15 protein-coding genes are annotated in these 15,879 nt (G+C 64.7%); 6 read left to right on the top strand and 9 right to left on the bottom strand.

The genetic code is table 11. The annotated features are described in order from the left end of the window. Positions 1–81: 81 nt before the first annotated feature. Positions 82–987: a TauD/TfdA dioxygenase family protein gene (locus PVZ78_RS06025; protein ID WP_273828363.1), complete on the bottom strand. Its 906-nt coding sequence runs from the start codon at positions 985–987 to the stop codon at positions 82–84. Between the two features lie 183 nt (positions 988–1,170). On the opposite strand from PVZ78_RS06025, the gene PVZ78_RS06020 reads away from it, so the two are divergent. Beyond that, positions 1,171–2,091, top strand: coding sequence for a LysR family transcriptional regulator (locus tag PVZ78_RS06020; protein ID WP_009046398.1), 921 nt, complete (start codon positions 1,171–1,173; stop codon positions 2,089–2,091). Between the two features lie 90 nt (positions 2,092–2,181). On the opposite strand, the gene PVZ78_RS06015 is transcribed toward PVZ78_RS06020, so the two are convergent. Beyond that, positions 2,182–3,204 (bottom strand): ABC transporter substrate-binding protein, encoded by a 1,023-nt coding sequence (locus tag PVZ78_RS06015; RefSeq protein ID WP_041985324.1) that lies wholly within the window; start codon positions 3,202–3,204, stop codon positions 2,182–2,184. Between the two features lie 392 nt (positions 3,205–3,596). On the opposite strand from PVZ78_RS06015, the gene PVZ78_RS06010 reads away from it, so the two are divergent. From PVZ78_RS06010 to PVZ78_RS06000, 3 genes are read left to right on the top strand one after another with little or no spacing between them, the layout of a single operon-like run. Next, on the top strand, positions 3,597–5,192 hold the full coding sequence (locus PVZ78_RS06010) for an ABC transporter permease (RefSeq protein ID WP_273828362.1): 1,596 nt from the start codon (positions 3,597–3,599) through the stop codon (positions 5,190–5,192). Next, a complete protein-coding gene (locus PVZ78_RS06005) occupies positions 5,189–6,016 on the top strand; it encodes an ABC transporter ATP-binding protein (RefSeq protein ID WP_053276942.1) in 828 nt (275 codons plus the stop codon). Before PVZ78_RS06010 ends, PVZ78_RS06005 begins: the two co-directional genes overlap by 4 nt. Positions 6,017–6,030: 14 nt before the next feature. Next, entirely contained in the window at positions 6,031–7,641 is a 1,611-nt protein-coding gene (locus tag PVZ78_RS06000; protein ID WP_101281633.1) for an arylsulfatase, read from the top strand. A 257-nt stretch (positions 7,642–7,898) separates the two neighbouring features. Here PVZ78_RS06000 and PVZ78_RS05995 read toward each other — a convergent pair whose 3' ends face one another. Then, positions 7,899–8,972 (bottom strand): fatty acid desaturase, encoded by a 1,074-nt coding sequence (locus tag PVZ78_RS05995; RefSeq protein WP_101281632.1) that lies wholly within the window; start codon positions 8,970–8,972, stop codon positions 7,899–7,901. Between the two features lie 100 nt (positions 8,973–9,072). Here PVZ78_RS05995 and PVZ78_RS05990 point away from each other — a divergent pair, with 100 nt between their 5' ends. Beyond that, positions 9,073–10,077, top strand: coding sequence for an AraC family transcriptional regulator (locus tag PVZ78_RS05990; RefSeq protein ID WP_009046392.1), 1,005 nt, complete (start codon positions 9,073–9,075; stop codon positions 10,075–10,077). A 109-nt stretch (positions 10,078–10,186) separates the two neighbouring features. Here the strand turns inward: PVZ78_RS05990 and PVZ78_RS05985 are convergent, their stop codons facing one another. Continuing rightward, entirely contained in the window at positions 10,187–10,873 is a 687-nt protein-coding gene (locus PVZ78_RS05985; protein WP_101281631.1) for a Crp/Fnr family transcriptional regulator, read from the bottom strand. 102 nt (positions 10,874–10,975) lie between these two features. Between PVZ78_RS05985 and PVZ78_RS05980 the strand changes: the two genes are divergently transcribed. After that, positions 10,976–11,500, top strand: a complete 525-nt coding sequence (locus tag PVZ78_RS05980; protein ID WP_009046390.1) for an Mpo1 family 2-hydroxy fatty acid dioxygenase — start codon at positions 10,976–10,978, stop codon at positions 11,498–11,500. A 120-nt stretch (positions 11,501–11,620) separates the two neighbouring features. Here the strand turns inward: PVZ78_RS05980 and PVZ78_RS05975 are convergent, their stop codons facing one another. From PVZ78_RS05975 to oscA, 5 genes are all read right to left on the bottom strand, one after another. Beyond that, on the bottom strand, positions 11,621–12,610 hold the full coding sequence (locus PVZ78_RS05975) for a sulfate/molybdate ABC transporter ATP-binding protein (RefSeq protein ID WP_009041631.1): 990 nt from the start codon (positions 12,608–12,610) through the stop codon (positions 11,621–11,623). 3 nt (positions 12,611–12,613) lie between these two features. Further along, positions 12,614–13,486 carry a sulfate ABC transporter permease subunit CysW gene (cysW, locus tag PVZ78_RS05970; protein WP_007921522.1) on the bottom strand — a complete coding sequence of 291 codons (873 nt, stop codon included), beginning with the start codon at positions 13,484–13,486 and terminating at the stop codon, positions 12,614–12,616. 13 nt (positions 13,487–13,499) lie between these two features. After that, positions 13,500–14,318, bottom strand: coding sequence for a sulfate ABC transporter permease subunit CysT (gene cysT, locus PVZ78_RS05965; protein WP_007921521.1), 819 nt, complete (start codon positions 14,316–14,318; stop codon positions 13,500–13,502). A gap of 141 nt (positions 14,319–14,459) precedes the next feature. Continuing rightward, positions 14,460–15,470, bottom strand: a complete 1,011-nt coding sequence (locus PVZ78_RS05960) for a sulfate ABC transporter substrate-binding protein (RefSeq protein ID WP_016705023.1) — start codon at positions 15,468–15,470, stop codon at positions 14,460–14,462. Positions 15,471–15,624: 154 nt separating this feature from the next. After that, positions 15,625–15,807, bottom strand: coding sequence for a sulfur starvation response protein OscA (oscA, locus tag PVZ78_RS05955; RefSeq protein ID WP_009041629.1), 183 nt, complete (start codon positions 15,805–15,807; stop codon positions 15,625–15,627). Positions 15,808–15,879 lie beyond the last annotated feature (72 nt).

Genomic DNA, 15,879 nt, shown 5'->3' with positions numbered 1-15,879 from the left:
GCGGCGGTCTCAAGATCGCCAAAGGCCTTCGGCCTTATCGCAGCCTGCGGCAGCGGCTACACAGAGCCGTGACGACCTCCGTCACAGCCCCTTGATGGTCTGGCTACGCTGCCCGTGCACACCCACCGGTACGTCGCCCTTGAGGGTCACGCGGCGTACCACGCGGTCCTGGGTGCCGTAATCGTCGACTGCGTAATGCTGGGTCGAGCGGTTGTCCCAGATCGCCACGTCACCGGCGGTCCAGCGCCAGCGCACGGTGTTTTCCAAACGCGTGACATGGCTTTGCAGCAGGTTGAACAGGTGCGCCGAATCGGCCTGGCTATAACCCTTGATGCGCTTGACGAAATGCCCGAGCACCAGGCTCTTCTCGCCGCTCACCGGGTGCACGCGCACCAGCGGGTGTTCGGTCTCGTAGACGGTGGAGGTGAACACCTTGCGATAGCGCTCCAGCTTCTCCGCCGACACGTCCGGCTTGGTCCCGGCGTAATCGTATTCGTTGCTGTGCACCGCCCAGAGCTTGTCCGCCAGCTCGCGCAGCTCCGCCGGCAGTTCGTTGTAGGCGGTGGCGGCGTTGGCCCAGACCGTATCGCCACCGGAAGCCGGGGCCACCACCGAACGCAGGATCGAGGCCTTCGGGTAGGCATCGACGAAGGTCACGTCGGTGTGCCAGGAGTTGGCGCGCTGGCCCTCGGCGCCGTCCAGTTCGAGCAGGTAACGGGTGCCGTCGCGCACCGGCACGGTGGGGTGCGCCACCGGCTCGCCGAGCAGGTGGGAGAAGGCTTCCTGGCTCTGGTCATCGAGGTGGGTCTGGCCACGGAAGAAGATCACCTTGTAGTCCACCAGCGCCTGCTGGATGGCCTCGACCGTGGCGGCGTCCAGCTCGCCGGAGAGTTGCACGCCACGGATCTCGGCGCCGATACGGCCGGCCACCGGGTGGATCTCAAGCGCATGAACAGCGGGTTTAACGGCTAGTGCGGCATTGCTCATCGGGTCGACCCTCGTCTGACTGCTTACGGTTGAGCGGCAGCGAAACAACGCTCTATCTATATTCACTTTAGATCTAATAGATATTCACATGCTTCGTTGACGGAATAATAGCTTGCATTTAAAACCTCATTCCTCACTCGTCGCAAATGCCTTCGGGCTATTTTTCGGATGCCGGGAAAGCATATGGATCTTCGCCAGTTGCGTTACTTCATCGCCCTCAACGAACACCGCAGTTTTGTCCGCGCGGCCGACGCCATGGGCATCACCCAGCCGGCCTTCAGCCGCAGCATCCAGGGCCTGGAGCAGGAGTTCGGCTGCGTGCTGGTGGACCGTGGCAACAAGGATTTGCGCCCCACGCCGGAAGGCCAGGTGGTGTTGCAGCACGCCCTGAGCCTGGTGCAGGGCGCGGCCTTGCTGAGCAGCGAAGTGACGCAGATGACCAAGCTCGACGCCGGCGAACTGCGCTTCGGTTGCGGCCCGGCGCCGGCGGTGAAACTGGTGCCCGACGCGGTGGCGCAATTCACCGGCATCCACCCCAAGGTGCGCATCTGCCTGGAGGTGGATAACTGGGAAAAACTCAGCCGCAGCCTGAGCCGCGAAGAGATCGAATTCTTTATCGCCGACATCCGCCATTTCGAGGCCGACCCGAACTTCCAGACCCAGCCCCTGACGCCCAAGCGCGGGGTGTTTTTCTGCCGCCCGGGGCACCCGTTGCTGGCCAAGGAAAGCCTGTCGACCAACGACATGTTCGACTACCCGCTGGCCACCACCCTGATCCCGCCGGGGATCCGCAAGCTGCTGGCCAATCTCAGCGGGCGCATCGACTTTTCCCCGACCATCCAGACCGAGCACTTCCCGGCGCTGGTGAAGATCGTGCGCCAGTCCAATGCGATTGGCGTGGGCACCGAAGAGGCCTTCGTCGAGGACATCGAACAGGGCTCCCTGGCGCTGCTGCACTGGCGCAACCTGCCGCAGAACATCGAGAGCATGAACGCCCGCTGCGGCATCGTCAGCCGCACGGGATTCCGCCTGTCGCCAGCGGCCCGCAAGATGATCGAAGTGCTGGTGGCGGTGGATCGGCAGCAGGTCAGCATTGCGTCCTAGGACGCCATCGCGGGCNCCTACAGAAGAAGACCGTGAGCTTCTGTAGGAGCGAGGCTTGCCCGCGATAACGATCCCAGCTGCACCCCAGGCTTAAAGCCCCGCCGCAGCCAACTGCGGCGCCACCCATTCGCTGACCTTGAACGGCTTGCGGATCAGCCGCTGCTGCGCGGCCAGGTCCACCGCGTCCTGCAATTTGCCGAGGAATACCGGGTCCAGGGTCGAGGGGAAGATTTCGCTGAAGCGCTGATCCTTGAGGTCCTGCTGCAGCACCGCCGGCGGGTAGCTGGCCAGCCCCGACACCAGCTCGATATAGGCGTCCTTGTTGCTGTCCTGGGTCAGCCACTGCACGGCCTGCTGCTGGGCCTTGAGCAGCTTCTCCACCACCTCGGGATGGGCGTCGACGAATGCGCCGCTGCCCACCAGCACCGCCTGCACGCTACCCGCGCCGCCCAGGTCCTTGGTGTTCAGCGGCACCTCGGCCAGGCCCTTGGCCTGCAAGGCGTTCAAGTTGGAACCGCCCCAGGTGGCATCGATCTGCTTCGCCGCCAGCGCCGCGACCGCCGCGTTGAAATCCAGGTTGATGATCTTCAGGTCCTTCTCGCTCAGGCCCTGGCTGGCCAGCGCGGCATCCAGCGACAGCTGCGTGGCCGTGCCGCGGAACACCGCGACCCGCTTGCCCTTGAGGTCCTGCAAGGTCTTGATCCCCGACCCCGGCACCACTCCCAGGTACTGCTTGACCCCACGGGCCGTGGCGCTGAGCAGGCGGGTGTCCAGGCCGTTGGACTTGCCGATGATCGCCGCCAGGTCCCCCAGGTAGGCCAGGTCCACCTGACCGTTGGCGAAGGCCTCGTTGATCACCGGGCCGGCGCCCTTGAAGTAATTCCACTGGATGCTGATGCCCTGGTCGGCGAAGGCCTTTTCGAAGATCTGCTGCTGGCGCAGCACGTCCGTCACCCCGCCGCCGCTGTGCTGGGTGCCGGCGCTGAGATCCGGCACGGCGATGCGGATCTGCTTGAGCTCATCCGCCTGGGCCAGCAGTGGCAGGCAGCCCAGAATCCCCGCCAGGGCCGGCGCGGCGAACAGACTGAAGACGCGTTTGAAGGGAAGGTTCATAAGGTGTGGCTCCTGGCTGCGACGGGCATTGAGGAGCAGAAGGTAGGCCCAAGGCGGTCCAAGCTTTAAATACTATAAGTTCACATTTTAATAACTCGTTCGAATAAACCAGCCAGGACGCGGCTCTGCGCGGCGTATGCATGGACAGCATCGAAAATATTCTCCAAATGCATTGGATGCAGCGTGCCTGGAGGCCTTAAATGGCCTTTCTTATCTCCCAATAGCATCGATATAACTTTTTATATAACCAAAAAAAACAAACTGTAGGAGCAAGCTTGCTCGCGATAGGCCGCAGGCCGGTTTTGGCCCCGATGCCGCTATCGCGAGCAAGCTCGCTCCTACAGAAAGAAGACGGTTGAAATCAGCAAGAAACCCGACAACGGAGATCGTCCATGGCCCGTGTTTCCCTTCTCAGCTTGCCGTTGGCCGCGCCCTCCGCTAAGCCGCAGTCCTGGCCGCGCATCCACCGGCGGCTGTTGCCCTGGTTGCTGCCCCTGAGCCTGTTCGTCCTGTGGTGGCTGGCCAGCCGCAATGCCTGGATGAGCGAGCAGATCCTGCCGGCACCCGCGCTGGTCTGGAGCAGCGCGCTCGAGCTGGCCGGCGGCGAGTTGTGGAGCCATCTGGCGATCAGCCTGCAACGGCTGGCCTGGGGCCTGCTGGCAGGTATCGGCGCCGGCGCCGTGCTGGGCGCGGCACTGGGCTCCAGCCGGCGCCTGGAACGCTTGGTGTTCCCGACCTTCGCCGCCCTGGCCCAGGTCCCGACCCTGGCCTGGATCCCGCTGTTCATGGTGTTTTTCGGCATCGGCGAACTGCTCAAGCTGGTGGTCCTGGTCAAGGCCATCGTGGTGCCGGTGACCCTGCATACCCTGGTCGGCGTGCGCGACGCCCAGCCCAGATTGCGTGAAGCCGCCGCCGTGCTGCGCCTGCCGCCGCACCTGCTGATCCGCCGGCTGATACTGCCCGCCGCCCTGCCCGCCTTCATGGCCGGCGTGCGCCTGGCCCTGGCCGCCGGCTGGACCTCGTTGCTGGCGGTGGAACTACTGGCTTCCAGCGAAGGCATCGGCTACCTGATGGTCTGGGCGCGCCAGCTGTTCATGCTGGATATCGTCTTCGTCTGCATCGTGGTGATCGGGGTGATTGGCGTGGCCATGGACCGCGGCATCGGCCTGCTGGACAAGGCCCTGGTGCACTGGCCGCACCCGGCCATCGCGCAGATCCGCCGCGGCCCGCGCTACCAGGGCTGGCAACGCCTGCAACCCTGGCTGCTACCGCTGTTCCTGCTGGCGCTGTGGCAAGTGGCGAACCAACTGGAATGGGTCGACGCCAACATTCTGGTGAGCCCGCTGGCGGTGCTGCAAACCACCTGGAACGGCCTGCTCGACGGCAGCCTGTCCAGCGGCCTGGGCCTGAGCCTGCGGCGCACCCTCGGTGGCCTGTTGCTGGGCGGCGGCCTGGGGTTTGCCCTGGGCCTGCTGCTGGGCCTGTCGCACCTGAGTGAACGGATTCTGGGACCAACCCTGGCGGCGCTCCGGCAGATCGCCATTTTCGCCTGGGTGCCGCTGCTCACCGCCTGGTTCGGCCTGGGGGAACTGGCGAAATGGGTATTTGTCGCCCTGGCTGCGTTCTTCCCGCTGTTTATCGCCACCCAGCGCAGCGTCGCCAACCTGTCGCCGCAACTGACCGAGGCGGCGCAAGTGCTGCGCCTGAACCTCTGGCAACGCCTGCGCCGCCTGGTGCTGCCGGGCGCCGCGCCGGGGATCTTCGCCGGGCTGCGCCTGAGCCTGATCTACGCCTGGCTGGGGACCATCGGCGCGGAATATTTCATGCCGTCCAACGGCGGCATCGGCAGCCAGATGATCGGCGCCCAACAACTGCTGCGCATGGACCTGATCCTCGCCGGCATGCTCCTGGTGGGCCTCACCGGCGCCCTGCTCAACCTCATTGGCCAACAGCTCGAAACCCGCGCCACGCGCTGGAGACACGCATGAACGCACTCGTACCTTCCCCCATCGTCAGCTTCAACCAGGTGGGCAAGACCTTCGAGGTCGCCGGCGGCGAACTGGAGGCGATCCGCGAATTCAACCTGGAAATCGCCGAGGGCGAATTCGTCGCCATCGTCGGCTCCAGCGGCTGCGGCAAATCCACCCTGCTGCGTCTGCTGATCGGCCTGGATACGCAGTTTCGCGGCGAGATCCGCGTCGACGGCAAGGCCGTCAACGGCATCGGCGGCGAACGCGGCATCGTGTTCCAGGAACACCGCCTGTTCCCCTGGCTGACGGTCGAGGAAAACATCGGCCTGGGCCTGGTCAACGAAGCCCTGAGCACCACTGAACGGCAAACCCGCATCGCCGATTTCATCGAACTGGTGGGCCTCACCGATTTCACCCGCGCCTACCCGCACCAGCTGTCCGGCGGCATGGCGCAACGGGTGGCCATCGCTCGCGGCCTGGTGGCCAGCCCGCGCATCCTGCTGCTGGACGAACCCTTCGGCGCCCTCGATGCGCTGACCCGCCAGCAGATGCAGGACGAGCTGCTGGCGATCCGCGAGCGGGCCAGGATCACCACGGTGCTGGTCACCCATGACGTCGAGGAAGCGATCTTCCTCGCCGACCGCGTGGTGGTGATGGAACCGCGCCCCGGCCGGATCAAGCGGGTGGTGGACATCGCCCTGCCCCATCCGCGCCAGCGCAGCAGTTTCGACTTCCACCAGCTGCGCGAAGAACTGCTCCACGAACTGACCAGCGACGATCACTACCAGGTGCCTTTGCCCGCCCAGATCCGTGACCTGCCACTGGCCTTTATTGCTTGCTGATAAGGAGTGAATAGATGCCGCAACGTCCCAACTTCCTGGTGATCCTCGCCGACGACCTGGGCTTTTCCGATCTCGGCGCGTTCGGCGGCGAAATCGCCACGCCGAACCTCGATGCCCTGGCTTTCAACGGCCTGCGCCTGACCGACTTCCACACCGCGCCGACCTGCTCGCCGACCCGCTCCATGCTGCTCACCGGCACCGACCACCATATCGCCGGCATCGGCACCATGGCCGAGGCCCTGACCCCGGAACTGATCGGCAAGCCGGGCTACGAGGGCCACCTCAACGACCGCGTGGTGGCCCTGCCCGAGCTGCTGCGCGACGCCGGCTACCAGACCCTGATGAGCGGCAAATGGCACCTGGGCCTGACCGCCGAACTGGCGCCCCACGCCCGTGGTTTCGAGCGTTCGTTCTCGCTGTTGCCCGGCGCCGCCAACCACTACGGTTTCGAGCCGACCTACGACGAAAACACCCCGGGCCTGCTCAAATCCACCCCGGCGCTGTACATCGAGGACGACCGCTTCATCGACGAGTTGCCCAAGGATTTCTATTCCTCCGACGCCTTCGGCGACAAGCTGCTGCAGTACCTCAAGGAGCGCGACCAGACCCGGCCGTTCTTCGCCTACCTGCCGTTTTCCGCGCCGCACTGGCCGCTGCAGGCCCCCGAGGAGGTGGTGGCCAAGTACCGTGGCCGTTATGACGCCGGCCCCGAGGTGCTGCGCCTGGAGCGCCTGGAAAAGCTCAAGCAACTGGGGCTGATCGAGGCCGATGTGGAACCGCATCCGCTGCTGGGCCTGAGCGCCGAATGGGCGGCCCTGAGCGAGCAGCAACGGCAGGTTTCCGCGCGGGCCATGGAGGTCTACGCGGCGATGGTCGAGCGCATGGACTGGAACATCGGCCGGGTGGTGGACTACCTGCGCAAGCAGGGCCAGCTGGACAACACCTTTATCCTGTTCATGTCCGACAACGGCGCCGAAGGCGCGCTGCTGGAGGCCTTCCCCAAGTTCGGCCCGCAGCTTTTGACCTACCTCAACCAGCACTACGACAACAGCCTGGACAACATCGGCCGCGCCAACTCCTACGTCTGGTACGGCCCGGCCTGGGCGCAGGTCGCCACCGCCCCGTCGCGCCTGTTCAAGGCCTTCACCACCGAAGGCGGGATCCGCGTGCCGGCGCTGGTGCATTACCCGCAGCTGTCGCTCAAGGGCCGGATCAGCCACGGCTTCGGCACGGTGATGGACATCACCCCGACCATTCTCGACTTGGCCGGCGTGCGCCATCCGGGCAAACGCTGGCGCGGCAAGGAGGTGGCGCCGTTGCGGGGCAAGTCGTGGCTGGGCTTCCTGTCCGGCGAGACCGCGCAGGTGCACGACGAACACACGGTCACCGGCTGGGAGCTGTTCGGCCGCCGGGCGATTCGCCAGGGCCAGTGGAAAGCGGTGTACATCCCCGGCCCCGTGGGCCCGGCGACCTGGCAGCTGTACGACCTGAGCCAGGACCCGGGGGAAATCCACGACCTGGCGCAGAGCGAGCCGGACAAGCTCGAGGCGCTGATCGGCCATTGGCAGCAGTACGTGGATGAAACCGGGGTGATCCTCAGCGCCTCGCCGTTCCAGCCGGATTGATCCCGTAGCCGCTGCCGAAGGCTGCGATAGGTCCGCAGGACCTCCTAGGACCTTGAGATCGCTGCGGCCGTACCGGCCGATCGCAGCCTGCGGCAGCGGCTACAGGGTTGTGCAAGGCGCCGGGGATTGCGGCGTCCGGGTAATCGTTATCGCGGGCAAGCCTCGCTCCTACGGATGGGCGTCGTTCATAAATGTCGCGAACGACACAGCTCTGTAGGAGCGAGGCTTGCCCGCGATTGGCCCTCAACGCCGATCCATCACGCCCTGACGCCCCGCACCACCTGCGCCACCGTCTGCTCCTTGCGGGTAAAGCGGTTGGCCCGGCCGAAGGTGCCGAAATCGTTGAAGCGCACGCCCATCTCGGCCATCACCTTGTGCGCCACCGGCGCGGTCAGCTGGCGGATGTAGAAGGGTTCCTTGACCACGAAATGGTGGATGCCGTGGGTGCTGCCGAAGTTGAAGCAGAACGCCTGTAACGGCCACAGCCACCAGGGGTTGAGCACCTGGGTCTGCTGGATCACGTTGCCCGCTTCGATGTCGCCGTAGTAGTGCATGTTCGAGCTGACGAAATGCAGGCAGAAGGTGCGCAGCACATTGGGGCCGATGATCACCACCACGGCGATATCGATCACCTGCATCACCGCCAGGGTGCTGGCCGACCAATCGATGGGCGACCCCAGCAGCGCGGCGACGCCATTGGCGGCGTGGAAGCCGAGAAACACATACCAGGCCCCCCAATGCAGCAACGCCAGCGGTGCGTACACCTTCAGGGTGCGCTTGAGGATATTGCGCTTGTGCGCCCAGGTCCTGGCCCGCAGGGTGCGGATCAACGACGACATGACGTTGTCGCCAACCATCAGCAGCCGGGCGAAACCCCAGGGCTCGCCGTTGGTGATGGCGCGCTCCTCCATGTCCGCCTCGGTGCCGGACACCTTGTGGTGATTGAGGTGCAAATGACGGCGGATCCAGGGATTGATGGTGCTCGGCCGCGCCAGCCAGACCAACGCCAGCATCAGGTTGTGGGGGACGCGTTGCTTGCGGAAATACATGCTGTGGATCAGGTCGTGTTCCAGCTCGTGGGTCAAGGAGGCGAAAAATGCGTTGAGCAGCAGGCAGGCCCACCAGGCCATGTACCCGCCGATATAGAGCGCCGCCGAGCCGATCATCCCGGCCAGGGCCAAGGCCAGGATGCCCGCGCCCAGCGCGTCCTGATGCTTGAGCAGCGGGTAGCGCTCGCGCAGCTCGACGCCCCTGGCCAGCACCACCTCACGAATATGCGCCGATCGTTGCTGAGCATTCAGCCGGTCGGGACTTGCAGAAGTACCGTGCATGCTTCCATCCTCTGGTTATTGATGTTCGCATCCTGCCCTGCGCCCGCGCGCCGGGCGCTAGCCGCGGACGCCAACCTGTTGACCGGACGCGCCAACCGCCATGACCGAACCCACTTCCCTCGCCAGCTGGACCCGCGCCCTGCGCAAGCAGCTCGATGCCCTGGGCCTCGACAGCACCGCCCTGTGCCACCAGGCCGGGCTCGACCCGCAACTGATGGACGACCCCAACGCGCGCTACCCGCTGTCGGGCACTACCCGCCTGTGGCAGCTGGCGGTGCAGGCCAGCGGCGACCCGGCCATCGGCCTGCGGGTCTCGCGCTTCGTCAGCCCGACCACCTTCCATGCCCTGGGTTATGCGCTGGTGGCCAGCGGCAGCCTGCGGGAAGTGTTCGAGCGCATCGTGCGTTATCACCAGGTGGTCAGCGATGCCCTGGAGCTGGAGCTGACCCGCACCGAGGACCGTTATCGCTTTCGCCTGAAGGTCCCCGAGGGCAACCCGGAACCGGCGTTCGAGGCCATCGACGCCTTTGTCGCGATCTACGTGCGCACCTGCCGCAACCGCCTGGGCCGCGACTATGCGCCGCTGGCGGTGTACCTGCGGCGCCCCGAACCGGTGGACCCCAAGCAATGGCACACAGTGTTTCGCGCGCCGGTGTTTTTCAGCGCCGACGAGGACCGCCTGGAGTTCGGCCTGCACGACTTCGACAGCCACCTGGACGACGCCAACCCGGAACTGGCCGAACACAACGAGGCCGTGCTCAAGCGCACCCTGATGCAACTGCAACCCTTGACCTGGGAGCGCAAGGTGCGCGGGGTCATCGAGTCCCAGTTGCCGGAAGGCGAACCCTCGGCCGAACGGGTCGCCCAGGCCCTGCACCTGAGCCTGCGCAGCCTGCAACGCCACCTGGCGGACGAGGGTTGTCGCTTCGACACCCTGCTCAACGAATGCCGGGAAAACCTGGCCCTGCTGCACCTGCGCGACCCGCAGTGTTCCCTGAGCGAGATCAGTTACCTGCTGGGGTTCGCCGATGCCAGCAGCTTCAGCCGCGCGTTCAAGCGCTGGACCGGGATGACGCCGGGGCAGTTTCGCGATGGGTTGCGTTAACTGGGAGACTGGCGGTGCTAGTGCCGGCCTCATCGCGAGCAAGCTCGCTCCTACATGAACAACGCAGGCCCCTGTAGGAGCGAGCTTGCTCGCGATAGCGATCTGACGGTCAAACCCCGGCCAATATCCGCAACCGGTCTTCGTCGAGGATCTCGATCTCGCCATACCCCAGCTTGAGAATGCCCTGCCCCTGCAAGTCCTTGAGGATCTGGTTGGTGGTCTGGCGCGACAGCGACAACAGCAGCGCCAGTTGCTCCTGGGGCAGGTGCAGGACTCGGCGCGGGGTGTCGGTCTCGCCGTAGCCGCGGGCGATCATCAACAGGCGGTTGGCCACCCGCGCCGGGGCCGGCATCAGGCTCAGCTGTTCGAGGTTGATAAAGGTCAGGCGCAGCTTATGGCTCATCAACAGCGCCAGCTGCCGCCAGTATTGCGGGTGCTCGTCCAGCAGTTCGAGCAGCGCCGCCTGGGGCACATTGAGCAGGCTGCACGGGCCCACGGCATAGGCGTCATGGGTGCGCGGCTGGCCGTCGAACAGGCAGATCTCGCCGAACCAGTGCGGCGCCTCCACCAGGCTCAGCAGCGCCTCCTTGCCTTGCTCGCTGACCGCGCCGACGCGCACCGTGCCTTCCAGCACCGCGTACAGGCCGCAGGGCGGATCGCCGCGCTGGAACAGGCGCTGGCCCGGCGCCAGCGAGCGCAAACGGGCATTGGCCAGCAGACTATTCTGTAATTCAACGGGCAAGCGGCTGAACCACTGGCCGCTCATCAGGCGCTCACGCCAGACCTGCATCTTCATCGATAGCGTTATCCACACGGGCAGCGAGCCGATTGTCGCCTAGCTGACAGAGCCGGCAACCGGCGCAGGGCATGATTCGATCACCCTACAGGAGGAACAACAATGAAAAGCCTCGTCGACCATCTCAGTCAATACGCCGCCTACCACCGTGATCCGCGCAACATCGCCAGCCACTTTATCGGCATTCCGCTGATTGTGCTGGCCGTCGCGGTCCTGCTGTCGCGCCCCGCCTGGCCGGTCGCCGGGCTGTGGTTGTCGCCGGCGCTGTTGCTGGCGCTGGCGTCATGCGGGTTCTACCTGCGCCTGGAGTTGCGCCTGGGCCTGCTGATGACGCTGCTGATGGGGCTGTCGGTGTGGGCCGGCCATGCACTGGCGCAACAAAGCACCCTGGTCTGGCTGGCCAGCGGGGTGGGCATGTTCGTGATCGGCTGGGTGATCCAGTTCGTCGGCCATTACTACGAAGGGCGCAAGCCGGCCTTTGTCGACGATGTCTCGGGGCTGATCGTCGGGCCGTTGTTCGTGGTGGCGGAGCTGGCGTTTCTGCTGGGGCTGCGCCAGGCGCTCAAGCATGAGATCGAGGCGCGGGCGGGAGGGGTGCGGGTCAATCCGAAGCGCGCGGCGGTGTAGATCGCAATCGCGGGCAAGTCGGATCGCCGCCCGCTCGCTCCTACAGATCGGCGTCGTTCGTAAATGTCGCGAACGACACGAACCTGTAGGAGCGGAGCTTGCCCGCGATGCTTTTGCTTGTTAGATATTGGCGACCTTCTGCCAGACCTTGGGCTTGAAGAACAGCGTCTCGCCCTTGGCCAGCCCGACCAGGCTGTCATGGTCTTTCACCACTTCGGCCTCGATCAGTTCGCTCTGCCCTTCGACCTTCAAGGTCACCCGGGTGGTGGCGCCCAGCGGACGGATATCGCGCACCTCGGCGGCGTGGTGGTCGGCCAGTTCGGAGCGCGACAGCGACACTTCGTGCGGGCGGAACAGCACATGGTGGTCCTCGCCCAGGTGCAGGCGGTTGGAGTCGCCGAGGAAGTGGTAGACAAAGTCGCTGGCCGGGTTCTCATACACCTCGCCCGGCGAGCCGATCTGCTCGATCACCCCCTTGTTCATCACCACGATGCGGTCGGCCACTTCCATGGCTTCCTCCTGGTCGTGGGTGACGAATACCGAGGTCAGGTTGATGTCTTCATGCAGGCGCGCCAGCCAGCGGCGCAGCTCCTTGCGCACCTTGGCGTCCAGGGCGCCGAAGGGTTCGTCCAGCAGCAACACCTTGGGCTCCACCGCCAGGGCGCGGGCCAGGGCGATCCGCTGGCGCTGGCCGCCGGACAGCTGCTCCGGGTAGCGGTCGGCGAGCCAGTCCAGCTGCACCATGTTCAACAGCTCATGGACCTTCTCGGCGATCCTGCTTTCGCTCGGGCGCTGGTTCTTCGGCTTCATGCGCAGGCCGAAGGCGACGTTGTCGAACACGCTCATGTGGCGGAACAGCGCGTAGTGCTGGAACACGAAACCGACGTTGCGATCGCGCACGTCGTGGCCGGAGACGTCCTCGCCGTGGAACACGATGCTGCCGGCGTCCGGGGTCTCCAGGCCGGCGATGATCCGCAGCAGGGTGGTCTTGCCGCAGCCGGACGGGCCCAGCAGCGCCACCAGCTCGCCGCTCTGAATATCCAGGTTGATGCTGTTCAGGGCCTTGAAGGCATTGAAGTTCTTGCTGACGTTACGGACTTCGATCGACATGATTCATTCCTCCGCGGCGCTGGCGCGCAGGCGGTTGATTCGGTTTTCGCTCCACTGCTTGAGCAGCAGGATGAAGAGCGCCAGGATCAGCAACAGGCTCGCGACGGCGAACGCGGCGACGTGGTTGTATTCGTTGTAGAGGATCTCGACGTGCAGCGGCAGGGTGTTGGTCACCCCGCGAATGTGCCCGGAAACCACCGACACCGCGCCGAATTCCCCCATGGCCCGCGCGGTGCAGAGCACCACGCCGTAGATCAGGCCCCACTTGATGTTCGGCACGGTCACATGCCAGAACATCTGCCAGCCGTTGGCCCCCAGCAGCCGCGCGGCCTCCTCTTCCTGGGTGCCCTGCTCCTGCATCAGCGGGATCAGTTCACGGGCGACGAAGGGCACGGTGACGAAGATGGTCGCCAGGACGATGCCCGGCAGGGCGAACACGATCTGGATATCGTGATCCTGCAGCCACGGCCCGAACAGACCCTGGGCGCCGAACATCAGCACATAGACCAGGCCGGCGATCACCGGCGACACCGAGAACGGCAGGTCGATCAGGGTCACCAGGATGCTCTTGCCGCGGAAGGTGTATTTGCTCACGCACCAGGCAGCGCTGACGCCGAACACCAGGTTCAGCGGCACCGAGATCAGCACGGCGATCACCGTCAGCTTCAGGGCCGACAATGCGTCCGGCTCGAAGATCGCGGCGAAGAACGCACCGAGGCCGAGCTTGAGCCCCTGGGACACCACGATGAACAGCGGCAGCAGCAGGAACAGGGCGAAGATCAGCCAGCCAAGGCCGATCAGGATGCGCCGCGAAGTGGCGCTGCCACGACGGTCGGCGTTGGCCGAAGAGGCTGCGGAAATGGACGATTGGGACATGCTTCGCGCCTCCTTAAGGTCGTTCGATGCGCCGTTGCAGCAGGTTGATCAGCAGCAACAGGACAAAGGAAACCACCAGCATCAACACGCCGATGGAGGTCGCGCCGGTGTAATCGTACTGGTCGAGCTTGACCATGATCAGCAGCGGCAGGATTTCGGTTTTCATCGGCATGTTGCCGGCGATAAAGATCACCGAGCCGTACTCGCCGACGCCCCGGGCAAAGGCCAGGGCGAAACCGGTCAGCCAGGCCGGCAACAGCGCCGGTACCAGGATGTGGCGGAACACCTGCCAGGGTTTGGCGCCAAGGCAGGCGGCGGCTTCTTCGACTTCCCGGGGAATGTCGGCCAGCACCGGCTGTACGGTGCGCACCACGAACGGCAGGGTGACGAAGGTCAGCGCCAGGGTGATACCCAGCGGCGTGTAGGCGATCTTGAACCCCAGGTCGGTGGCGAACTGGCCGACCAGGCCGGTCGGCGCGTACAGCGCGGTCAGCGCGATACCGGCCACGGCGGTGGGCAGGGCGAACGGCAGGTCGATCATCGCGTCGATGATCTTGCGCCCGGGAAAGCTGTAGCGCACCAGCACCCAGGCCAGCAGCGTGCCGATCACGCCATTGATGATCGCCGCGTACAGCGCCGTGCCGAAGCTCAGCTTGAGCGCGGCAAGTACCCGCGGTGCCGAGACAATGGCCCAGAACTGATCCCAGGTGAGTTGGGCGGCATGCACGAACATCGCCGCCAGGGGTATGAGCACAATCAGGCTGAGGTACACCAAGGTGTAGCCCAGCGTCAGCCCGAAGCCGGGTATGACGGGGGAGATACGACGCGACATAAAAGTCCTTGGTTAGCGGGTAGATACCATTGTAGGAGCGAGCTCGCTCGCGAAGAACTCAAGGGCACCGCGCTCATTCAGAATGTACGCGTCATCGTTGACGATCTTCGCGAGCAAGCTCGCTCCTACAGGTAGTGTTGCTTATTGCGCCTGGTAGATCTGGTCGAACACCCCGCCATCATTGAAGAATTTCGGTTGGGCAGTTTTCCAGCCGCCGAAGTCCTTGTCGATGGTCACCAGGTCCAGTTTCGGGAACTGCTGAGCGTATTTGGCCGCCACATCCTTGTCCCGCGGACGATAGAAGTTCTTCGCCGCGATTTCCTGGCCGGCCGGGCTGTACAGGTGCTTGAGGTAGGCCTCGGCGATCTCGGTGTTGCCCTTTTTCTCGGCGTTCTTGTCCACCACCGCCACGGGTGGCTCGGCGAGGATCGACAGCGAAGGCACGACGATGTCGAACTTGTCGGCACCGCCGTCTTCCTTCAGCGCCAGGAAGGCTTCGTTTTCCCAGGCCAGCAACACATCACCCTGACCGTTGTTGACGAAGGTGATGGTCGAGCCGCGGGCGCCGGTATCCAGCACCGGTACGTGCTTGAACAGCTCCTTCACGTATTCCTGGGCCTTGGCTTCGCTGCCGCCGGCTTTCAGGCCATAGGCCCAGGCGGCAAGGAAGTTCCAGCGGGCGCCGCCGGAGGTTTTCGGGTTCGGCGTGATGACCGACACGTCTTTCTTGATCAGGTCGCCCCAGTCCTTGATGCCCTTGGGGTTGCCCTTGCGCACCAGGAACACGATGGTCGAGGTGTAGGGCGTGCTCGCATCCGGCAGGCGTTTTTGCCAGTCGGCCGGCAGGCTCTTGCCGAGCTTGGCGATTTCATCGATGTCGCCCGCCAGCGCCAGGGTCACCACGTCGGCGCGCAGGCCGTCGATCACCGCGCGGCCCTGCTTGCCCGAGCCACCGTGGGATTGCTGGATCTTGACGTTGTCGCCCGGGTGTTCCTTTTTCCAGAAGCTTGTGAATTCGGTGTTGTAGTCCTGGTACAGCTCGCGGGTCGGGTCGTACGACACGTTGAGCAATTCGTAATCCTTGGCAACGGCGGAACCGGCAAAAACGGCGCTGGCGAGGGCGGCCAGGGCATAACGGCGAATCGACGACATGATGGAGCTCCCGAATTTTTTAATGTGCTGGCATTTTTCTTATGGCGAATCAGGCCCGCATTCGTGGGCGAACGCTGGGGTTCAGGTTGGGGGTCATGGATGACGCCCTCCGGTGGTCCAGTCGGGCCTCTCGCGGCGAGAGGTAGTGCGAAATTCAGCTTGGTTTATTGCCAGGGTTTTGCAGGCGGAATTTTTCCTTGCGTTCGATCTGCACGACCTGGGCGTTGTGCACGGTGATTTCCACCGCGCCGAAACGCAGGTCGCGCAACGCGCTTTGAATCTCGCGCAAGATGGTTTGTTCGTCCTGGCCGTCAACGCTACGAAGAGATGCGCTCATGGTGTTGCTCCTGAATGAGATGTGCCTGGCAGTGGCGGCACTGCTTACGGCGTGAGGGCAATAGTAGATAGG

This window comes from Pseudomonas sp. SBT1-2, assembly GCF_028640875.1.
GTDB classification, from domain to species: Bacteria; Pseudomonadota; Gammaproteobacteria; order Pseudomonadales; family Pseudomonadaceae; genus Aquipseudomonas; species Aquipseudomonas chlororaphis_I.
This window is presented reverse-complemented; position numbering and strand designations above follow the sequence as displayed.